This window comes from Synechococcus sp. PCC 7502 (genome assembly GCF_000317085.1).
Taxonomy (GTDB): domain Bacteria; phylum Cyanobacteriota; class Cyanobacteriia; order Pseudanabaenales; family Pseudanabaenaceae; genus PCC-7502.
The window spans coordinates 2052572-2072286 of the sequence record NC_019702.1 but is presented as its reverse complement, the minus strand read 5'-3'; the positions used below and the strand labels follow the sequence as shown (position 1 = coordinate 2072286).

Sequence of the window (19715 nt, the reverse complement as noted above, 5' to 3'; positions counted from 1 at the left end):
CCTATGCAGTGACGAATCAATACCTACAACGGACAATTGCGGCATGGATTTACGCCCTATTACTACTCAAAATCTCAGTGATATAGATTACTCTGCCCAACTAGCTTGGAGTAACTTTATTGCTTCCATTGCGTTGCAAATTCATCAGTCCTCAAATCTACAAACAATTCTCCAAACCACTGCGGATCAAGTACATCAACTGCTAGGATGCGATCGGGTATTAATTTATCAGCTTAATCACATTACTCCCCATCTTACTTCGCATCAAAAAGGTCAAATAGTAGTAGAGTCTATTTCCGATCCTCGGTTTTCGTTAATTAATCAGGTAGTCTGTGATCAGTACCTTGAGTCTGGTTTACTGGCTGTTGATCAAGATCATAATTTTATAGCTATCAATGATATTTCCAGTAGCAACCTTAACTCTTGCGATGCCGACTTTTTAAACCAAGCTCAAGTCAAAGCAATTTTAGTAATTCCAGTATTCAATCAATCCCAACTTTGGGGACTAATTATTGTTCATAACTGCACTGCACCTCGCTCTTGGCAGCCCCAAGAAATCGATGGATTACAGCAAATTGCCATTCAACTGGGCATAGCCGTCCATCAAGCATCTTTGTTAGAGAAATTACAGGCTGAGAAAGAGAATCTTGAAGCACAAGTTCAAGCTCGAATATCAGAATTAGAAAAAATCAATCAAACTCTTTTAGATAGCGAAGCAAATTTAAGGGTAAGTGAACTGCGGCAAAGAACTATTCTTGAGGCAATGCCCGATTTAATCCTACAGGTTGATCTTGATGGCTACTGTCTGGATAGTTTTTTCCCTTCCACCGACAATCAGTTTGCGCCAATTCAGCACCATCTATTGGAATTTTTGCCACCCGATCTACTGCAACGCCAGCTTGAAACCATTGCTAAGGCGATCGCTACTAAGGAATTGCAGGTTTATAGTCATCAACTCTTTAAATTCGGCAAGTTAGTCACCGAAGAAATTCGCATAGTTGCCGTTAACGACAAGGAAGCACTAGTAATTGTCCGAGATATTACCGATCGCCAAGAGGCAGAACTAGCTCTCCAAAAAAGTGAAACTACTACCCGTGCCATAATTCATGCGATCCCAGACCTATTGATCCGCATGCGGCAAGATGGATTACAGATGGAAGTTATTAATGCTGGGGCAATTCACTGTTTACATGCAGTCACTAATCCCGATACTAAACCTGATCGACCTCAAGACAGCGTAGGTTATAACATAATTGACATCATGCCTTTAGCGATCGCCCAAGAACGGATTGCGCTAGCTCAACTGGCAATCTCCACTGGTATAACTCAGAAACAAGAGTATAAATTTATTGATCAAGATCAAACCTACTACGAAAAAGCTCGTATTGTTCCCCTCAATCATAATGAAGTATTAGTCGCAGTATCTGACATTAGCGATCGCAAACAAGCAGAAATAGCCCTAGCCAAAGCCATAGAAATTGCCGAATCAGCCGCAAAATCTAAAAGTGAGTTTCTCGCCAACATGAGTCATGAAATTCGTACACCCATGAATGGAGTCTTGGGAATGGCAGAGTTACTAGCAAATACCTATCTGACAGAAGAGCAGCAGGATATTGTCCAAACGATCAAAGATAGTGGCGATACTCTGTTAGTTATTATTAATGATATTCTCGACTTCTCCAAAATTGAGTCAGGAATGCTGGAATTAGAAGATCACCCCTTTGATTTAAATAATTTAATTACTTCCGTATGTAAACTTTTGAGTAAGCAAGCCCTATCTAAAAACCTTGATCTGAAGTATGTAATTTTCCCTGATATTCCCCTAAAAGTGATCGGAGATAGCACTCGCCTCCGTCAAATCTTCTTAAATCTGGTGGGAAATGCTATTAAATTTACCGAAAATGGTAGCGTTATCATTACAGTGGCTAAACATAAAACTCTGAACAATTCACACCTAGAGTTATTAATATCCGTCAAAGATACTGGTATTGGCATTAATAGCGATCGCATTCATCAACTATTTCACCCCTTCACTCAAGCTGATTCTTCTATTTCTCGCAAATTTGGTGGTACAGGATTGGGTTTAACAATTAGTAAAAGCTTAGTTGAGTTAATGGATGGCACGATTTGGGTGGAAAGCCTTGGCAATATATCTGGTAACTTCCCTGGGGATTGGCATTCCCTAAGCAACACCCACGGCTCTAGTTTCTATTTTACAATTCGCTTAAAAACATTCTCTGAAACTGAAATCCAATCATCAATAATTCCACTTAAGTCTGAATCAGGTTCTCAACAGAGTAATGTGATCGCTAAACCACCCATAAAAATTCTTCTTGCTGAAGATAATCCAGTCAATCAAAAAGTAGCGACAATGATGCTTAGAAAACTGGGTTATATTGCCGATATTGCCAATAATGGACTAGAAGTATTAGCGATGGTAGAACAGCAATCTTACGATCTAATTCTCATGGATATGCAAATGCCAGAAATAGATGGACTTACAGCCACAAAAATTATTCGTCAATCTGACAAACCTCAACCTTGGATTATTGCTTTAACAGCCAATGCCTTAGAACAAGATCGTCAACTTTGTATTGATGCAGGAATGAATGACTTTCTGCCTAAGCCTATTCCGATTCAAGATTTTAATCGCATTATCTCAGAATTTTCCCGTCAGGTCTTAAGTCACCTTGGGTAAAGTAAACGTAAATGTTACACCCTGAGTTTCTCCAGAGATAACCGATAAAACACCTATATTCTCTCTAGCAAAGTTCTGACATAGCAATAGCTCAATTCTAGGTACTAAATCTCCAACTAGTCCCATGCTTGTCGAGTCTGAGTTCACCTTAAAAAGCTGATCTAATTTTTCTTTATTCATTCCTATTTCCACATTAGTAATCGAGATAAGAACTATGTTTTGATCAATTTTAGAAGAAATTCTTATTGTTTCACCTCTCTGACTTAGTTTAACCAAGTTGGAAAGCAGATAATGGCTCATAGAATAGGTTATATCTGGATCTGAATGGGCGATCGCCTCAGGATTGGGAGTAAAAATAATATCAATACCTTTAGGTGTAGCAACTCTGGATAATACGGAAATCGTATCAGCAATTACATCATCAACTCTAAATCTTGAAGCGGAATTCGATATATCCTCAATTTCTAAAATTAACCATTGCCAATGCTTTTTTGAATTGCTATCTCTATCTGTCTGGTGATGGGGAGAAGAGGAGCTATGAATATTTTTACTATAGGTATCCGTTAATCCAGTTTGAGTTATGGCTTGGGTATTAGCCATTGGATATTTCCTCCTAATATTCATGGATTCTTTCCTATAGTGTGAATTGAATTAATATACAGCGATCGCTAAATGACCAATATTTTTAAGGATATGCTGAGCTTGACTGGCTTCTTGATTGGTAACGATCGCCACTACTAAATAGTTGCCATCTTTAATTGCTTCTATCAACTCCCCTAAGTCTGGATTAGAAATTCCCAACTGATTCAAAAATAAAGTTAGGTTTTCCGTCACTGTCCCATTCTCTTTGCGAACCAAGCCCACAGATTCTGTAATTGCTTGATATTCATGGGCAATCAGCCAAATATTCTGACAACTTAAGCCCTGACGTTGTAGTTCCACTACTGCATTTTTTGCTTCCCACTGACAGGAAAATATATCTACTACCGTGACGCTATGTTCTCTTTCATTACCGACTGAATATGGAGATTTATAGACACGCCCATTATTCTTAAAATCCCTCTCTAAACCTTCTTTGGCAGCGATCGCATTATGATCAATTTGTGCATCAATTAGTTCCAACTCAAGTTCCTCAAGATTAAAAACTACTGTATTCATAACATTCTTCAATTTATTTACTATTAATTAAATTTTTTAGCTTACTTTGCGGATATTTGGGGCTTTTACCTTAGATCAGAACTATTAAACTTAAGTTCAATCTCACTGCAATTTATAAATTGGCTAATGATTTAGTTATTTACAAGGGGAAAGTTAAAATTGATTTAAAAAGATTGATGAAATGCCAATGGGCAATATTATCAAGAACATAAAGTGCTTTTCTGGCTTCCCAAGCAGTACCGATCGCAATCACTAGAAACTTGCCAGCATCCACGGCATTGATAAATCTTAGTTTGGCATGATGATCTGTTTGTAATTCATCTAAAACTTCGATCAAAAATTCCCTTGATATGGAAATATGTTCACAGTTGATTGAGACTTTAATATCTCGCTCTTTTTTACTAATTATGGAAATCTGATAGGATGCTAAACCCTGTCTTTGGAATGCTAATACGACTCTTTCTGCTTCTTGATAAGAAGAAAAAACTTCAATCACAGAAATTCTTTGATCAGATTTGGGAAAAGATTCACTACCTGTCTCACTGTAATCCAATTCAAACAAGAGGGGAACGGTCGCATTACTTTTTTTTAATTCCTTCACATCTACTTCTGTATGTACTAAAGCTTCATTGAGAGAGCTACTTTCAATTAAAACCATCTTAGACTCATCACAATAAACGTTTGTTTGCTCACTTGTCATTTTCCCTGTCTCTCCCAATATCTCGATTAAACTCTAGGTAATTACAGATCAATTCTCAACCTTGAATACAATGAATAATGTTTTCTAAAACGTGTTGCGCCTGACTAGCTTCCCGATTGCTACCGATCGCCATCACCAAAAATTTGCCATCATCCACCGCATTTGCAAATTTCAAAGTGGCATTTTTACTGATTCCTAGTTCACCTAAAATCTTGATCAAGAACTCACTTGATATGGATATATTTTCACAGTTGATTGAGAGTTTAATATCTAGCTCTTTTTTCGTAACTATGGAAACCTGATAGGAAGCTAAGCCCTGTCTTTGTAATGCTAGTACTACTCTTTCCGCATTTTGCAAAGAAGAAAAAACTGCAATTACAGGAACTATTTGATCAAATCTAGTACCGAATTTAGGAAAGTATTTACCATCTGAGGTCAGAAAATTTTGTAAACCCTGCACATTTACTTCTCTATCCACTAAAACTTCATTGAGAGAGCTACTTTCCATTAAAACCATCTCAATCTCATCAAAATAAATATTTGTTTGCTCACTTGTCATTTTTTCTGTCTCTCCCAATATCTCGATTAAACTCTAGGCAATTACGCATCAATTTTGAATTCAACCTTGAATACAATGACCAATGTTTTCCAGAACGTGTTGCGCTTGACTAGCTTCCCGATCGCTACCAATGGCAATGACTAAAAAATTACCTGCGGCGATCGCACCTTCAAATTGCAATATGGCATCTTCACTAATCCCCAATTCAGCTAAAACCGTTGCCAAGCCACCATCCGCAGTAATCTTGTCCCAATTAATACAGCTTTCAGATTCTTGATAGTCTTTTCCCACAATCGAAATTTGATCCGCTCGCAGCCCCTTATGTCCCATCTCCAATACCGCATTTTTAGCTTCTAAAACTGAAGGAAATATATCAACAACAGTCACGCGATCGCTTGATTCTGATAAAGCCCCGCCATCTTCCTCGTACATTTCTGGCTCAAGCGCATAATTATTTAATAGTCCGTCATTATTAACCGTATATCCAGTTTTAGGTACAGTCTCAGATACAGAATCCTTAGGTAAATTATCATTAGACATATTCGTAATCCCTATGTATTAGTAACAGTATTAACAAAATATTAATAATAAGTAAAATTCCTCACTGGCTTATTCTCTGAGGATGATGTTCGACTTAATTCATAACATGGTTGATTTGATTGATTTCTATACATTTCTTAATCTAGTGTTTTTAATACAATGTTTGATTAAAAATTAAACAACAGCTTTGAGTTTAAGAAAAATTATTCATGCCCACTCTCGTTTCTCTAATTCCTTCTGTGGTAATAATAAACTTGCTTCAATTTCTTCTCTAATGTCGGGTGTTAATTTGCAATCACTATTTAAGCAATCCAGTAATAATTGATTAGCATCATAGTAGCGTTGTAAAATTTGCTGCTGCTCGGTGCTAAATTGCCATTCATTACTGATATTGCGATGGGAAGTAACCACATTTTTTAATTGTGCTACCCAAGCTTCGTAGTTATTAGCACACCAGTTCTCAAAACTAGCTTTAGTATGATTCTGATCGGGTAATTGCTTACTAAGTTCTTCCAAAGACTTATGAAATCCCAAGTCCAATACAGTCCCCAAAATATTACTAAGGGCATCGCCACAGGAATGGATACAGGCAAAGTCTTTATTGCCAGTATTAATGCATTGTTCTAGTAATTCTTCCAGTCCCGCATCTAAAATTGCTCCCTGATCTAAGGTAAAAGCTAAGGAAAAATCATGAATCAGATGAGGCGCACGGGACAGAGCTAGATAAAATGCCCGACTTGTACTGGGTTTAATTTTCGTTTCAATATTTGCTGATTTTTGGTTTGCCCAAGTTAAATATTGCTGTAAATAGGGATCATTAGTCACAATGGCATCAATTTTTTGTTTCATTAATTCCACTAAGCCATCGGCACTACGCAGCATACTGGCAGTAAGCAAAAAGATTTCTCGCCAATGGGGATCGCTAATATGGCTGACAAGTCTTTGTAAAGATTCTCCCAATGCTTGCAGATTATGACTCGCCACAATTTTTCGGGCTGAGAAATACTCTTGTAAAGCCAAATAGGAAAATGAAAATATCCCCCTTGCCCGTTCTGCTAAGAGTCCATGCTGAGATTCGATCGCCCGTAACACTGATTCACTGACCTCTTGGATTTCTTCGGGATCATTACTAGCATTGGGGAGCTTTTGCATATAGTCGGTAATATGCTGCTCAACTACACCTTGTTCAAAAAAATACTGTCCCTGTTCAAAGGTGGCTAGGGCAATTTGACTTAATAATTTCACCTTTTGCGGTAGTAAAAATCCCTTGTAAATTTGATCCCGTTCAATCCCCCGTACTTCATCCCATTTCCCCAATAGCAAATCCATGCCTTGCTTGTAAAATTCAGCTTGCTTAATTGGAAACTTCTCTTGGCGGTGAAAAATAGAACAGGCAAGATGCAGAAATAAAGGTGTAGTAATCAGTCGCCGAAATCGCCAATTTTCCGCAAGTTGCAACTTCTTCATAAATTCCCCTGCTTTCGCTATGCCATCACTGCTATTAGTAGGGCTAAATTCCACAAACCACTTGCGGGCAAACGCCTTAATTTGAGTGTGGGTAAACGGAGCAATTTCCACGTCCGTAAAGCCTTTTAGTGACAGTTTTTGCGAGGCAGTACGGCAGGATGCCACAAAGCGATTGCGATGATATTTATCAGCAAAGCGGCGAATTTCATTTAATACCATGTGTTCTTTTTCATGCCAAACTTCATCCATACCATCAATGAGCAGCAGGACTCTACCTTCCTGTAAAAGCCTTTTCAGCGTTGCCATCAGGGGAATATCGGCAGATATAAACTCTTGATGAATAAATTTCAATAAATCCACCTGTTCATGATCCTCACCACTTTCGGCAAAGTCTCGTAACGTAATAAAAATCGGGACGTATTGAGCCGCAAACCTGCCCAGATTAGATTGAATTGCTAGATGTTTGAGGAATGTTGACTTGCCGGAGCCGGGCTTACCTAATACTCGCAGCTTACTATATTTCTCCACTGCGTCCATTCCCGAAATTTGAGATGCCGTAATTTTTCCTAACCCAAAGCGATCAATATCTTCAGGATTAAGATTACCCAAAGCTGATGTATCTAACCATTGCTGGCTGGCGATTTGCTCTAAAATATTGACATCCGTAAAAATATTGTTAATGGCAACGGGACGGTTGATGTCTAATAATTGTAGGATGCCACATTGATGCTGAATTTTGTCTTGACGCTGCGATCGCACTGTATTAACCAGAGTATCTAAATCAATTGGAGCAGCAGGTGTTGATCCATCCCCATCCTCCCCTTCACGGTCAATTACTTCTGCAGGTGGACTGTCACAAATTTCTCGCCAATTTAAGTCAAGGATTGCACAAATTTCAAAGAATGTATATCTCTCAATCGGTTGTCCCGCAAAAAAACGCCAAATTGGTTGTCGAGTTTTAATTCCTACTTCATTTGCTAAAAATTCCTGAGTCCAGCCTTTTAATGCAAACATTTGCTTGGCTTTTTTTATGCCTGAGGGTGATGCCCTAAGCGATCTTTTTGCCATTATTTCCCCCCGACTATCGGTAGATGTATTTAGTGTGGGTAATTAAGTTATACCTGCAAACCTAAGTAACATGTGTTTACAAAAGTAAATAATCGTAATTAAATCACCCCAAATATTAAGTTTTTATACAAAAATCGGCAAAATATTTATGGTGTGAAGCTAAAAAATGTAACAAACATAAAATATATGATTGATTTTTGATCAAATAATTTTTACAAATTTGCGATCGCTCCACTCTGATTTCAGCTTTTTAAGCATTTAATAAGTTTTGTGTTTACATTAATCATTTCATTCTCGTCAATCATGACATCAATCATTTTCCTGCAATCGTGAAAGAGTACAAGCAGCAACTCATGCACTGAAATTAAAGTTTTTGGAGGATTAAGGTCATGCAAAAGTTAAGTCTAGGTTACTTTTTTACTACGATGTCAATTGCGATCGCCTCCACGGCATTAATCGGAGTGACATCAGCCCAAGCAGAAACAGGTGAGTTTATAGATAGTTCTTCACCACAGGTAATTCAGAATATTTCTGGCAATATCATTACCTTTAAAGGAAGAGAAGTAGAAGCCCATAATTACTACGTTCCCTATTGGATGTTTAGTAAATATAATCTTCAAGTAGGATCATCTGTCTATCTTTATAATCGCAATGTGATTCAAGGTATCTATCGTGGACCCTATGTCGATGCCATCAGTGATGGACTACTGAAAGAGGGAGCATTTTCAATTTCCCAAACTCGCAGATATTGTACAGTTACAGAAAGTCCTGCTAGTGAAGGTTTAGAAGAAGGAAAACGGATTTGGTATAAATCTGAATGCTGTCTAGCAACTATTCCCGTGGTTGGGGCAATGTGGATGTATGAGCCACAAGCAGTTGTCTATAGAGAACCAGTGATTCGTCAAGTCACCCCAATTCCCTATAATGCACCAGCTCCTATTCCCGCACCTGTCAATCCGCCAGTTCGAGGCTTGTGGTAACAGTTAGTAAAAAATCCGTAAATTCAAACACTTGAAAGGCAAGAAAGAAAAAATATGAATATTCTTTGGTTTATTTTAATTGGCATGGCGGCTGGTTGGCTAGCAGGACAGTTAGTCAAGGGCAGCGGCTTTGGCTTGGTGGGTGACATTGTAGTCGGCATCATTGGCGCATTACTGGGCGGGCTGATATTCAGTACCTTTGGCGTCTCTGCGGGCGGCGGATTGCTAGGCAGTTTGATCGTTGCCACAATTGGTGCCGTGATCCTCTTATTTGGATTACGTCTCATCAGATCAGCTTAGAACATAAATGAATAATGAGAAGTAATTAGTTCTCATTCACTTAACAACAAAATGGAGATTATTAAAAATCATGGATGATGAAAAAGAAATCACTACTAGAAAAGTAACATCTAATCCGATCACGCCTGTAGATGGATATAGAGTAACTGAACAAACTACCTCTAGGGCGCGGAGTGATAATAGTGCCACTGGATTAGTTATTGCGGTTTTACTCATTTTGGCTACGGGAGTAGGAGCAGGCTTATATTATTTGAATAATCGCCCAAGTTCGACAATTGTATTACCAGGAGCAACTAATATAATTAAAGAGAATAAATCAACCGTGATTGAGCGCAATAACACAACAACTAAAGATGCCACACCCCAGACAACTCCAAATGTTGAAGTTAATATACCTGCACAGCCTGCTCCTAAGGTTGAGGTTAACGTTCCTCCTCCTACGGTAATTGTCCCCAAGGTTGATGTTAATGTTCCTTCCACTACTACTACCACCACTCCTAATTTTGTAGTTCCACCTACGAAAACTACTAATGGTCAGTGAATTGCTTAATTCCTATTGAGTATTAAGTAAGTTAGTCCCTAGGTGATCTTCCAATTCGAGTTATTTGAATAAGTACGATAGATGATGTTTATGACTTTATCTGTCGTAGTTTTTATATAAAGCTCAAGGATGTCTATACCCTAGAATTTATCGGAAATTGAATAGATAGTAAGGCAAAACGTGAAGGTTTATGTCAATTTCAGACAACTTGTGCAACTTATACAACCATCAAACATGATTTCAAGCAACAGGATGTAATGCTGATGATGTCAATAGATTACACAAAGAGGTGAAATAAATGACTAATATTAAAAATACTATTGGTTTGATTAGAAATTTAGTAATTGGGGTAGCTTTAGCATTAATTCTGCAATTTACATTTTCTAATTCTCATGCGATCGCAGCTAGCTTTGGTCAGCAAATAGATACTGCAACTAATAAAACAACGGATACCACCAAGGAATTAACCCGTGATCTTCATGATGGTAGAGGAGATAAGGTAGTTGCCAAAGTGAATGACCTTGCTAAAGAAATGGGAAATAACACAAGTGAAGCAGCTAAAGATATAGATGCTACAAATAGACAAAATGTCCGTAATCTCAAAACTGCGGCGGAAAATACCAAAAATGCCATTGGCGATCGCACTAATGAAGTTATGGATAAAACCAAAGAATTAGCAAACAAATCTGGAAATGCTGTGGGTGAGGCTGTTGATTCTGTCAAGGAATTTTTTGGACAGTAAAACTCAAGATTTGAATTTCCAAATAGATTTTTCAATTTAACAAAGGAGAAACTGTTATGAGTATAGATAACAAAATCGATCAAGCCGCAGAAGCAGCCAAAAAAGCAAATCACGATATTCATGATGAACATAATTCTAATAAAGATTTAGGAGATCATGCTAGAGACTTAGTAGAGAATGTGACCGAAGGTACTAAGGAGAATTTTGAGAAAGCTAAAGAAGCGGCTGAACGGGCTAAAGATGCTATTGGTAAAGGCGTAGAGAAAGCCAAACACAAGGCAAGTGATGTGATTGAGTCTGTGAAAGATAGCATAGAACACAAGGAACATCAAAAGTAATATTGGGAATCATTCCAGTATTTCTGAGTTAACTTATCCATTAGAAAACGAATTTCCATACTTACAGTTCGCTAACTAATGGGTAAGTAATTCTAAATTTATCCATTCTATCCATTGAATTTAATCGAGAGGATATATGCCAAGACTTGTAGGAAAAAAATTTAATCCAGCTTTATCAATTGGTTTAGGACTATTGATTGCTGCCCTTGGCACAATAGCATTGGAATACTTCGGTGTAATTAATATTATTCCCGATACTGGTAAAGAACCCAAACCAACTAGCACTTCTACTCAAATGCCAGTACAAATAAATAAGTCTAATAATTCTACTAATTAAGATCATCTTTGGTGAAAGAGAAAATTTTAGAATTGCTTTTTGAGTAGGTATCAGTTTTAGTTTATGACAGAAAAGGAATTGGAGAGTAATTACAATGCGAAATGGTAGAGATATGATTGGTAAGCCAGTAGTTGCCTTTGACTCTGGAGAAAAGCTGAAGACAGTTGTAGATTTGATTTTTGATCAAGAGAGTAATTTACTATTAGGATTTCTAGTAGATGAAGCAGGCTGGTTTAGTGATGCTTTGGTGGTGCCTTTAAGTATGATCACTGCGATCGGTTCTGATGCAATAATTGTTCCCTCTGCGGATGCTATTTCCCCAGCCACTAACTATCCTGCAATTCAGAATATCCTAACAAGGGATAATATTCTTAGAGGTACTCGGATTATGACTGTTGATGGTCGTGATTTAGGAACTATGATTGACCTTTACTTTGATGATATTAGTGGGGTGATTGAAGGTTACGAAGTCTCGGGAGGTATTTTTGCTGATGCCTATTCTGGTCGCTCTTTTGTGCCTGCTCCCAATACCATAAAAATTGGTGAAGATGTGGCGTTTGTTCCCTCTGAAACTGCTGAATTAATGGAAGAACAAGTGGGAGGAATTAGGGCAACCCTTGAAACAGTGGGTGGCAAAGTTCAAGAGATAGCCCATGTTGCAGGTGAAAAGGCTCAAGAAGCTGCCCAACTGACAGGAGAGAAGTTACAAGAAGTTACGCAGATGGCAAATACTAAGCTGACAAATGCTGTTGTCAATCCTGAAGAGCAGGAAGATTTTATCTTAGGAAAAATTGCTCAAAAAACCTTGATAACTCCCGAAGGCGTAATCATAGTTCAAGAAGGTCAGGTTGTAAATCAAGCCGATATTCTGGTGGCTCGTAACCACGGGATGATCGACGAACTCTATCGAACCACAGGCGGTAATGTCAGGGGCAGATTAGGAGAGAAGATAACTGATGCTGTAGTAGGTATGACTGCCAATATTAGTTTAGAACAGTCTCAAGGACGGCGAGTGCATAGGACAGTGTTTACATCTGAAGGATCGGTTGTGGCAGTAGAAGGACAAATTGTCACTCCCCAAGTAATTGCTAGAGCTAAAACCCATCATCAAGAACAAGCTCTATTAGAGGCGGTGGGATTAACCACAGTTGATGCCTTAAAAACTACGGGTTCTGATGTGGGGACACAGGTTAAAGATGGAGCTAAAGGGTTATGGGAAAAAGTTAAAGAAACTGCTAGCAATCTCCAGGAGCATGGAACTCAAGTAATTGAAGATAAGAGAATTAATGGGGCTTTAGGTCGTGCAGTGACTAGGGTTATTCTTGATCGGAATGACGAGGTGATTCTTAATGTCGGTGAATTAATTACCCATCAGGCGATCGCTATTGCTCGTGAAGCTGATGTCCTAGAAATTTTGCTGGATTCAGTTTACACAGAAACCCCGAAGCTATCTTTGGAAGAATTACGCGCTCCTGAAGCTGGGAAAGCAGCTTTGGTTGAGTAACAAATGAATAGGAAAATTTACGCTTCCAATCATCTCCAATAATCTAAGTAGGAAAATATATGAGTAGTCTAATTGCGGTTGGTTTTAAGGATGAATTCACGGCTGATCAGGTAATCCTAGAACTCCGAAAGCTCCAACGGGAACATTTAATAGATTTAGAAGATGCGGCGATCGTAATTCGGGACAATGAAGGAAAAGTAAAAATCAAACAAACTCAAGAACTTGTGACTTCAGGCGCATTAAGTGGGGGATTTTGGGGACTACTATTTGGTTTAATCTTTTTTAATCCCCTCTTGGGTTGGGCAATTGGGGCAGTTGGGGCATTAGCAGGCGCAGTTTCAGGATCATTAATAGATATTGGGATTGATGATAACTTTATCCGAGATGTGGGCAAAGCGATCGAACCCGGTACCTCTGCAATTTTTGTATTAGTGAGAAAAGCCACTTCCGATAAAGTCTTAGAAGACCTCAGCAAATTTGAAGGTAAAGTTCTGAAAACTTCGCTTTCCTATGATGACGAAGCAAAACTCCAAGCCGTTTTATCAAGAGCCTAAAATGCTTCTGAAATATCGCATAATTTTATAATTTTAAGGAGATTTATATGTTATCAAATTCAACACAAATCACGGTTTTAGGACTTACAGGACTACTTCTAGGCTTATCTTTTGCTCTTCCTATCCAAGCTGAAACCTGTTCTGCCCTTAAAGTCATCGGAGCTAATGGTACTAAAGTACAAAAAACTGTTTCTCCTATTAGTACACTCGTAACTAATAATAATTGGAATACTGATTTTGCTGTGACGGGTGGGCGTTCTTTTAATCGCTATGTAGCAACTATTATTCCTGAAAATAATGCCAACTATGATGTGAAATTAAACCTAAAATACAGCGACAATAGCAGTACGGAAGTAGATAAAAGAGACAATGTGGCAGTTAAAGTACGACAACCCCTAAGGTTAGAAGGCATCCCCCGATCGCAGGGCGAGCCGTTTCAGGTCAATGTATTTGTTGGTGGAATTAATGCCATTGGTAATACTTATACTGTATCCGTTGCAGGCTGTAATTAAGTAAAAAGTCTTATGTCAATAAATCCCAGCTTAGAGGCTCTCCAAGTTTTACATCCCTTGAAATCTGCTTACCAATGATGACATCATAATATTTTGGTGGCAAACCAAAGCCTGGACGAATTGCCCTGAGATTTTCATTGGTGAATATATCACCTGCCTTCATATCCTCTGCAATGTAGAGCCTGTTTCATATCTCATGAGTAGCAATTCTTTTTAGCATCAAGCGAATAAAGCAAAGATTGAGTTTAGCTGTAGCATTAACGAGAGTTCTCTCAAAGTTCTTAACTAAGATTTTGCATCTTTCAACCCAAGCATTTGACCTTTCAATTACCCACCTTGTCGGCACAACTACAAACCCAGACAGACCTTTTTCTGCCTTCTGTTGCTTTGATACCTTAGGAGAAATTTCAAACCTAATCTTAGTCATAATCTCAGGATAAACCTTCTGTAAATCAGTCGTCAATTTTTCGATATGATAACCACTATCCAGCAATATCGTAGTTAGGGTAATGTCATCTGGCTTCGATTTGAAGTAATCAATGTTAAACGTTAACATCTCAATCAGTCCTTGGTCATCTGATACATTTGCTCTTGTTAAATACCCAGAGTGTCAACGGCTAAATGTCTTTTGATCCCGTTAGTTGCTTTGTAGGAGCAGAAGCCCTTGGATTCTATACTTGCATTACAAGTATTTTTCACTGCTTGTGAGTCAATGATGATTAAAGTTGTCCATTTTGATTTTTTTTGACTGTTCACGGGCTGTTGCATGCAAAGCTTCCATAATCGCAGTAAATGTACCTGTATCTTTCCACTCCTTGTAGTATCGATACACTGTAGAGAATGGTGGTAAGTCTCGGGGCATATCTCGCCAATTACAACCGTTTTTGAGTTGGTAGAGTATGCCGTCTAAAATTTGTCTTTTTGTCCAAGTTGGCGGTCTAGTTTGCTTTTTCTTTGGGAGCAATGGTTCTATAATTTCCCATTCTTTATCTGTTAGGCTACTTGAGTATGGATTTAGCATTTTCTAAGCATCATAAATCTTGCTCATAATAGATATGAAACAGGCTCTATACTCCTCGATTTGGTATAATTAGGCTTCAAGCTAGATAACTCTCAATATTAGTCGTATAAATTTTGTATAAATTACAGATGTAAAATAAGCTTATAAATTATTTGGAAAAGTAATTGATCGTAGCAGCATTAGGCTTAGATGTGGGTCGTAAACGGATTGGTGTGGCAGGATGCGATCGCACAGGCTTGATTGCCCACGGGATCACAACTATTTTTCGCAAGTCTTGGCAACAGGATATGGCAGAACTTCAACAATTAGTCATAGAACGAGAAGTTAATATCTTAGTTGTGGGGCTACCCTACAATATGGACGGTAGTATTGGCTATCAGGCAAAGCATGTACAGAAATTTGCCTACAGTGCCGCTAAACATTTAGAACTAGATTTAGAGTTTATGGATGAACGCCTTACCTCCTTTGAAGCAGAGCAAATGATGATGAACTCAGGAATTTCGCCAAGAGATAACAAGGCACTAATTGATCGCAAGGCAGCAGCTTTAATTTTGCAACAGTGGCTTGAGATAAAACGCCATAAATAAGACCTAACTCAGGTCGGAAATAAACTTGCTAAGAACGTTGCTTTTCAGGAATCTCTATCCCATACAAAAATAAATGAAGGATCTCTAGCGGTGACATCGGCGGGCTATGAATCATGATGTCATCATTGCTGGGATGAAAGTGAAAGCGCATATTTTTGACATCATTGTCATGATCTGGCAAGTTGAGATCAAATCTTAAAAACCATTTTGAAACTTCAGGAGGATAGCGGATCTCAAAATCGAAAGCAATTATTTGAGCAGGTGTGATTGTTTCATCAAGGGTAATTGCAAAATCGAACCAGCAGCCGCTATGGAGCTTGAAATGTGGAATTTCTGGATTACGCTTAAAGTTCTTGGCTCCTCCCAAAATTTCAGAATATCCTTTTTGTTTGACTTCAGATGAATCTTGAAGCTTTAGTAATTTAATGATTTCATCAGGTTTATTGGATAGAATCTTTTTACCTGAAGCTAAATTGAGAATGTTTAAAATTTCTGCTCTTAAAGTCTTGGCATTTTTTACTTCAAGTGGAGTGTGATCAAATGAGCGACTCTGAATTTCTTTACACATTTCCTTCCAGCTACTTTTGTTGCTCAAGCAAATCTCCTCGATTTAGTAAAATTAACCACTCGGCGTATTCAGGATCGTGAGGAAGTTGAAGGTTTTCAGCTAATTTAATTACCTCATCATTGGATTTTCCAGTCCACTCTTGTAAAGCACTAAGTCGAATATGAGCTTCTTCCTCAGTTAATATTTCTGCATCTTTTTCAAAGTAAAAAACCTTTGCACCTAGCCAACTAGCAAAATTAGGCGCATTATGTAGCAACGAATATGTAGATTCCTCGGTAAGCAAAATTAGTCCGCCTTTGTCACCTTTATCCAAACGGCTTCGTAACGCATCAAAAGATTTCCAGTCCGCAGTTTGCCATAATTCTAATTGCCAAAGTAGGATATAGTCTTGCTCTGCTTTTTTAACTTGTTCTATGAGTTCTCTTACGCCATTTTGACCAGAAATAACGGCAATCTCAGACTTAATAAAAATTTCCAGAGTATCTTGTAAGTCCACAACTGTAGAGGGTATATCCTCAGATTTCACTACCAGCACTGCCCAAATATTACTATCAAGATGGATAATCCTTTTAATCAATAACTCATCTAAAGATAATTTATCCACTTACAACACTCACAGTAATTTGAGTTGAAATATATTTGGCTATAACTGGGTGAACAGCAAAGCGTCTAAACGGAAATCTGTACTCTAAAATATAGCCGCCAACCAATAGTTCCAAATCTTCTGGGGTTTGGGGAAAGAAATTTTTCCCTGCTAAAACTTGTTTGATGGTTTCTAACCCTTCCTTAGTTAAACCTGCCACTTTTGAACGAGTTAAAGACCAAACTGCTTTTTCAACGTGAACTAAATCAATATTTTCAGAGCCATCAAAATAAGCTTCTTCAATGGCAGATTGAGCTAATGACATTAGATCGCGTAAAACCCCTCCCGAATTAGAAATTAATAATGCTCTAGTTGACTCGGTAATAAAATTATCGGTATCTCGCTTTGCCAAAATATTTGTAAAGAATTTAGAGGCTTCATCATGTTCTTCAACATCTAAATATGGTATGTAGTACAACTCACCCGCAAAGCTTTCAATAGTTTCTCTCTCTTTGTATGCTGTAATTACAGAACCAACTAGTGCAGATCCAAAGCCAAACTTCTTCATCTCGATCGCATCTTTCAACGCTGAATTAATAAAAATCTGAGAGTTACTAAGTCGATCCAATCCATCAAAAAAGAAAGTGATTTTTTTGCCAAGTGTTTCTCTAACTTTCTCACCAATTTTAAAAAATGTTCTTGTTAGATCATTACTACCATTTTCTGTTTTTCTTTCTAAAAGCCCTTTGTGCTGAATAACTTCAGTTCTTGGAGCGTTTATAGTCATTCTTATACTTCTTTGTGCAATCATTTGCTCTAAAGAAAGAACTTCTCTAGTTTCAGTGTATCCAAGCGCAATATCATTTATTGTTTTTCTGTATCGTTCTGGATAAGTTATTTTCTCTTCATCTAATAATTTCAGAAGTTCTAATGCAGCGATCGCTATTAATGCACCAGGTTGAAGGTCAGATATATCAGTGTAGAGAGTGATATCAACATAGATCGCTTTTATATCCTCTAGGGTATTGAGTCTTTCTGTAGCCAGTAGTAATTGGGTGGTTTTACCTGAACCGATGCCGCCCAATAAAAGATGCACTGATGATGGACGCAATTCCACCCGCCGAGCAATTTCCCCTACAGGATTATTAGGTAAATCAATATAAAATCCCTTTTCGATCGCCCGTTGAGGATTAGAACTACCTTCAAAAGACGACATGAGTTTGCGGAAAGTTTTTAGGCGATCGGACATAATTATTAATCAACCAGTAATCAACCAAACTTTATGGGTATATTTTAGCGGACAGACACAAGGCTTTGCTTATTGTTACAATGGAGATCTCTTTCTAAACATCCTAAAAATAGCAACTAATTTGGATAACCCAGAGTCGTAATATACAAAACTGCCTCATCCGTAGGAATACCCAGAACCTCATTCACTTGATCATCAAAAAATCCTGCAATTCCGCTAACTCCCAAGCCCAACTGAATCGCTGCCAAATTTAATCTTTGTCCTAAATGTCCAGCATCCAAATGTAAATACCGATAGGAGCGATCGCCATACTTTTCTATAGCTTTTTTTAAGTCGGCAGTATGAAAAATCACCGCACTCGCATCTCGTCCAAGGTCTTGTCCTAAGCACAGAAAATGCAACTCTTTACGAAAGTTTTTAAAGCGAATTTGGCGAAACTCTTCAGTAATTGGGGCATAGTAATAGCAACCATCTTCCAGTCCTGTAACCGCAGACACGGCAATAAAGGTTTCAATTAAACTTAGATCGAAATAATCTGGCTCGCCATCTAAACCCTGATTAATGTAGTGAATGGGTTGATAGACAAAATCTAAAATCGTATTTAACTGTTCTAGGCTTAAAGGCTCCCCTGTAAAAGCACGGGTAGAACGCCGTTTTAGGATTGTACTTTCTAAGTCCTCTAATTCTGTGCCCCAGTTAAGAGAATTAGTAACAGTTGAAACCTTGGTGCAGAAAGGAAAATTATACTTATCCTCAAAGTTATTTAGGGATTTTGCGATTTTCAAATCCGATCCAGCCCCCTGGATTTCGCTATGAATTTCCGTAGCTTGATGTAAGTAGCCTAAGAGTTCACCATCGGCAAGGCGGGGATAGTCAGTATTTGTGCCAGAAGCTAGGGCAGTGGGGGCAGTAGTCAAAATTTGGGCAATTTGAGATGAGTTTGCTGGTAGATCATCTTTTAAATCAAGGATGGGAATTATAGCGATCGCTCCTTCTTGGGTTTTATCTAAATACAGCAAATCATTCACTACCTGATCATCAAAGCCACCGAGTAGGTAAGGACGGAAATCATTAATTGCTCCTGCCAGTTCAATATTGCCTAATAAATGCCCTGTATCAAGGAAAATGCGCCGATATGCCCGATCTTGGTACCGCCATGCTGATCGATAAAATACCCCTGTAGTGGCGATCGCAAAATCCGTAATCCTAAATACAGGATGGGTAAAGCAGGCAACTTGTAAACGCTCCCACACTTGATCTGATTCCCAAAAATGCACAAGGGCATGAGTTTGAGGCTGATAGTTGTAAATACCTGGCGGTAAAAATGAGCGATTATTAGCAATAATATATACTTCTGCTGGATAGAGTCCCCCCGCCGATGGTGCCGATCGCAGGTACATATCACCGTTGACTGTGCGAATTCTAGCGGTTAGTCCATAGCTACAAAGCAAAAGCCGAGAGAGTCGTTGCCATTTTTCCGCAATAAAATTATTTGGAGTATCTTCGGTCAGATACATCTTTAGATCGTAAACCTTACCAACTTGATAAACCTTAAAGGCAGAAGGTTGCTGATCCCAATCCAAAGCTCTTCCCTTTGTAGCAATAGTTTCAGGGTCATACTTAGTGCGCTCATGATAGTACTGCGCTATGGAAGTTTTAGTTTCAGACATGAGTTAGGCTATCCCGTGGTAACTTAAAATTATACGCTC

At 38.3% G+C, this 19715-nt stretch carries 25 protein-coding genes; 11 read left to right on the top strand and 14 right to left on the bottom strand.

The window, feature by feature from the left end; all coding sequences use genetic code 11:
* Positions 1-43: 43 nt before the first annotated feature.
* A complete protein-coding gene (locus tag SYN7502_RS18325) occupies positions 44-2698 on the top strand; it encodes a response regulator (RefSeq protein ID WP_015168744.1) in 2655 nt (884 codons plus the stop codon).
* On the opposite strand, the gene SYN7502_RS10155 is transcribed toward SYN7502_RS18325, so the two are convergent.
* The 6 genes from SYN7502_RS10155 to SYN7502_RS10130 form a co-directional block, all read right to left on the bottom strand.
* Complete coding sequence (locus tag SYN7502_RS10155) at positions 2681-3298, bottom strand: sensor histidine kinase (RefSeq protein WP_041429360.1); 618 nt, start codon at positions 3296-3298, stop codon at positions 2681-2683. The genes SYN7502_RS18325 and SYN7502_RS10155 overlap by 18 nt on opposite strands.
* A 51-nt stretch (positions 3299-3349) precedes the next feature.
* Entirely contained in the window at positions 3350-3856 is a 507-nt protein-coding gene (locus SYN7502_RS10150) for a hypothetical protein (protein ID WP_015168743.1), read from the bottom strand.
* Positions 3857-3995: 139 nt separating this feature from the next.
* On the bottom strand, positions 3996-4556 hold the full coding sequence (locus SYN7502_RS10145; RefSeq protein WP_015168742.1) for a hypothetical protein: 561 nt from the start codon (positions 4554-4556) through the stop codon (positions 3996-3998).
* 55 nt (positions 4557-4611) lie between these two features.
* Complete coding sequence (locus tag SYN7502_RS10140) at positions 4612-5115, bottom strand: hypothetical protein (RefSeq protein ID WP_015168741.1); 504 nt, start codon at positions 5113-5115, stop codon at positions 4612-4614.
* Between the two features lie 60 nt (positions 5116-5175).
* The gene (locus tag SYN7502_RS10135; protein WP_015168740.1) at positions 5176-5655 is read right to left on the bottom strand and encodes a hypothetical protein; all 480 of its coding nucleotides are present in this window, start codon (positions 5653-5655) and stop codon (positions 5176-5178) included.
* Positions 5656-5862: 207 nt separating this feature from the next.
* A complete protein-coding gene (locus SYN7502_RS10130) occupies positions 5863-8190 on the bottom strand; it encodes an NACHT domain-containing protein (RefSeq protein ID WP_015168739.1) in 2328 nt (775 codons plus the stop codon).
* A 389-nt stretch (positions 8191-8579) separates the two neighbouring features.
* Here SYN7502_RS10130 and SYN7502_RS10125 point away from each other — a divergent pair, with 389 nt between their 5' ends.
* The 9 genes from SYN7502_RS10125 (at position 8580) to SYN7502_RS10085 (ending at position 13998) form a co-directional block, all read left to right on the top strand.
* Positions 8580-9170, top strand: a complete 591-nt coding sequence (locus tag SYN7502_RS10125) for a hypothetical protein (protein WP_015168738.1) — start codon at positions 8580-8582, stop codon at positions 9168-9170.
* A gap of 54 nt (positions 9171-9224) precedes the next feature.
* Positions 9225-9470, top strand: coding sequence for a GlsB/YeaQ/YmgE family stress response membrane protein (locus SYN7502_RS10120; RefSeq protein WP_015168737.1), 246 nt, complete (start codon positions 9225-9227; stop codon positions 9468-9470).
* Positions 9471-9540: 70 nt separating this feature from the next.
* A complete protein-coding gene (locus SYN7502_RS10115) occupies positions 9541-10011 on the top strand; it encodes a hypothetical protein (RefSeq protein ID WP_015168736.1) in 471 nt (156 codons plus the stop codon).
* A gap of 298 nt (positions 10012-10309) precedes the next feature.
* On the top strand, positions 10310-10753 hold the full coding sequence (locus SYN7502_RS10110; RefSeq protein ID WP_015168735.1) for a hypothetical protein: 444 nt from the start codon (positions 10310-10312) through the stop codon (positions 10751-10753).
* Positions 10754-10809: 56 nt separating this feature from the next.
* Positions 10810-11091 carry a hypothetical protein gene (locus tag SYN7502_RS10105; protein WP_015168734.1) on the top strand — a complete coding sequence of 94 codons (282 nt, stop codon included), beginning with the start codon at positions 10810-10812 and terminating at the stop codon, positions 11089-11091.
* Between the two features lie 136 nt (positions 11092-11227).
* The gene (locus SYN7502_RS10100; protein WP_015168733.1) at positions 11228-11428 is read left to right on the top strand and encodes a hypothetical protein; all 201 of its coding nucleotides are present in this window, start codon (positions 11228-11230) and stop codon (positions 11426-11428) included.
* A gap of 94 nt (positions 11429-11522) precedes the next feature.
* Positions 11523-12932: a PRC-barrel domain-containing protein gene (locus SYN7502_RS10095; protein WP_015168732.1), complete on the top strand. Its 1410-nt coding sequence runs from the start codon at positions 11523-11525 to the stop codon at positions 12930-12932.
* A gap of 59 nt (positions 12933-12991) precedes the next feature.
* On the top strand, positions 12992-13486 hold the full coding sequence (locus tag SYN7502_RS10090) for a DUF1269 domain-containing protein (protein WP_015168731.1): 495 nt from the start codon (positions 12992-12994) through the stop codon (positions 13484-13486).
* A gap of 47 nt (positions 13487-13533) precedes the next feature.
* A complete protein-coding gene (locus SYN7502_RS10085; RefSeq protein WP_015168730.1) occupies positions 13534-13998 on the top strand; it encodes a hypothetical protein in 465 nt (154 codons plus the stop codon).
* Between the two features lie 10 nt (positions 13999-14008).
* Here SYN7502_RS10085 and SYN7502_RS18890 read toward each other — a convergent pair whose 3' ends face one another.
* From SYN7502_RS18890 to SYN7502_RS10075, 4 genes are read right to left on the bottom strand one after another with little or no spacing between them, the layout of a single operon-like run.
* Positions 14009-14173: an SAF domain-containing protein gene (locus tag SYN7502_RS18890; protein ID WP_256377875.1), complete on the bottom strand. Its 165-nt coding sequence runs from the start codon at positions 14171-14173 to the stop codon at positions 14009-14011.
* Positions 14174-14185: 12 nt separating this feature from the next.
* On the bottom strand, positions 14186-14554 hold the full coding sequence (locus SYN7502_RS10080; protein ID WP_246828904.1) for a transposase: 369 nt from the start codon (positions 14552-14554) through the stop codon (positions 14186-14188).
* A 38-nt stretch (positions 14555-14592) separates the two neighbouring features.
* The gene (locus SYN7502_RS20975) at positions 14593-14754 is read right to left on the bottom strand and encodes a hypothetical protein (RefSeq protein WP_246828903.1); all 162 of its coding nucleotides are present in this window, start codon (positions 14752-14754) and stop codon (positions 14593-14595) included.
* On the bottom strand, positions 14708-15019 hold the full coding sequence (locus SYN7502_RS10075; RefSeq protein ID WP_015168729.1) for a transposase: 312 nt from the start codon (positions 15017-15019) through the stop codon (positions 14708-14710). The genes SYN7502_RS20975 and SYN7502_RS10075 overlap by 47 nt, the downstream gene beginning before the upstream one ends.
* A 164-nt stretch (positions 15020-15183) precedes the next feature.
* Here SYN7502_RS10075 and ruvX point away from each other — a divergent pair, with 164 nt between their 5' ends.
* Positions 15184-15606, top strand: coding sequence for a Holliday junction resolvase RuvX (ruvX, locus tag SYN7502_RS10070; protein ID WP_015168728.1), 423 nt, complete (start codon positions 15184-15186; stop codon positions 15604-15606).
* Between the two features lie 28 nt (positions 15607-15634).
* Here ruvX and SYN7502_RS10065 read toward each other — a convergent pair whose 3' ends face one another.
* The 4 genes from SYN7502_RS10065 to SYN7502_RS10050 form a co-directional block, all read right to left on the bottom strand.
* Positions 15635-16174 (bottom strand): hypothetical protein, encoded by a 540-nt coding sequence (locus tag SYN7502_RS10065; RefSeq protein WP_015168727.1) that lies wholly within the window; start codon positions 16172-16174, stop codon positions 15635-15637.
* A gap of 10 nt (positions 16175-16184) precedes the next feature.
* Positions 16185-16778, bottom strand: a complete 594-nt coding sequence (locus tag SYN7502_RS10060) for a hypothetical protein (protein WP_015168726.1) — start codon at positions 16776-16778, stop codon at positions 16185-16187.
* A complete protein-coding gene (locus SYN7502_RS10055; protein ID WP_015168725.1) occupies positions 16771-18006 on the bottom strand; it encodes a hypothetical protein in 1236 nt (411 codons plus the stop codon). The genes SYN7502_RS10060 and SYN7502_RS10055 overlap by 8 nt, the downstream gene beginning before the upstream one ends.
* Positions 18007-18122: 116 nt before the next feature.
* Entirely contained in the window at positions 18123-19676 is a 1554-nt protein-coding gene (locus tag SYN7502_RS10050; RefSeq protein ID WP_015168724.1) for a SagB/ThcOx family dehydrogenase, read from the bottom strand.
* Positions 19677-19715: the final 39 nt, after the last annotated feature.

Excerpts from the sequence above, each read along its gene's own strand:
- SYN7502_RS18325 (WP_015168744.1), top strand. The coding sequence starts at position 44 with ATGGATTTACGCCCTATTACTACTCAAAATCTCAGTGATATAGATTAC.
- SYN7502_RS10155 (WP_041429360.1), bottom strand. The coding sequence starts at position 3,298 with ATGGCTAATACCCAAGCCATAACTCAAACTGGATTAACGGATACCTAT.
- SYN7502_RS10150 (WP_015168743.1), bottom strand. The coding sequence starts at position 3,856 with ATGAATACAGTAGTTTTTAATCTTGAGGAACTTGAGTTGGAACTAATT.
- SYN7502_RS10145 (WP_015168742.1), bottom strand. The coding sequence starts at position 4,556 with ATGACAAGTGAGCAAACAAACGTTTATTGTGATGAGTCTAAGATGGTT.
- SYN7502_RS10140 (WP_015168741.1), bottom strand. The coding sequence starts at position 5,115 with ATGACAAGTGAGCAAACAAATATTTATTTTGATGAGATTGAGATGGTT.
- SYN7502_RS10135 (WP_015168740.1), bottom strand. The coding sequence starts at position 5,655 with ATGTCTAATGATAATTTACCTAAGGATTCTGTATCTGAGACTGTACCT.
- SYN7502_RS10130 (WP_015168739.1), bottom strand. The coding sequence starts at position 8,190 with ATGGCAAAAAGATCGCTTAGGGCATCACCCTCAGGCATAAAAAAAGCC.
- SYN7502_RS10125 (WP_015168738.1), top strand. The coding sequence starts at position 8,580 with ATGCAAAAGTTAAGTCTAGGTTACTTTTTTACTACGATGTCAATTGCG.
- SYN7502_RS10120 (WP_015168737.1), top strand. The coding sequence starts at position 9,225 with ATGAATATTCTTTGGTTTATTTTAATTGGCATGGCGGCTGGTTGGCTA.
- SYN7502_RS10115 (WP_015168736.1), top strand. The coding sequence starts at position 9,541 with ATGGATGATGAAAAAGAAATCACTACTAGAAAAGTAACATCTAATCCG.
- SYN7502_RS10110 (WP_015168735.1), top strand. The coding sequence starts at position 10,310 with ATGACTAATATTAAAAATACTATTGGTTTGATTAGAAATTTAGTAATT.
- SYN7502_RS10105 (WP_015168734.1), top strand. The coding sequence starts at position 10,810 with ATGAGTATAGATAACAAAATCGATCAAGCCGCAGAAGCAGCCAAAAAA.
- SYN7502_RS10100 (WP_015168733.1), top strand. The coding sequence starts at position 11,228 with ATGCCAAGACTTGTAGGAAAAAAATTTAATCCAGCTTTATCAATTGGT.
- SYN7502_RS10095 (WP_015168732.1), top strand. The coding sequence starts at position 11,523 with ATGCGAAATGGTAGAGATATGATTGGTAAGCCAGTAGTTGCCTTTGAC.
- SYN7502_RS10090 (WP_015168731.1), top strand. The coding sequence starts at position 12,992 with ATGAGTAGTCTAATTGCGGTTGGTTTTAAGGATGAATTCACGGCTGAT.
- SYN7502_RS10085 (WP_015168730.1), top strand. The coding sequence starts at position 13,534 with ATGTTATCAAATTCAACACAAATCACGGTTTTAGGACTTACAGGACTA.
- SYN7502_RS10080 (WP_246828904.1), bottom strand. The coding sequence starts at position 14,554 with ATGTTAACGTTTAACATTGATTACTTCAAATCGAAGCCAGATGACATT.
- SYN7502_RS10075 (WP_015168729.1), bottom strand. The coding sequence starts at position 15,019 with ATGCTAAATCCATACTCAAGTAGCCTAACAGATAAAGAATGGGAAATT.
- SYN7502_RS10065 (WP_015168727.1), bottom strand. The coding sequence starts at position 16,174 with ATGTGTAAAGAAATTCAGAGTCGCTCATTTGATCACACTCCACTTGAA.
- SYN7502_RS10055 (WP_015168725.1), bottom strand. The coding sequence starts at position 18,006 with ATGTCCGATCGCCTAAAAACTTTCCGCAAACTCATGTCGTCTTTTGAA.
- SYN7502_RS10050 (WP_015168724.1), bottom strand. The coding sequence starts at position 19,676 with ATGTCTGAAACTAAAACTTCCATAGCGCAGTACTATCATGAGCGCACT.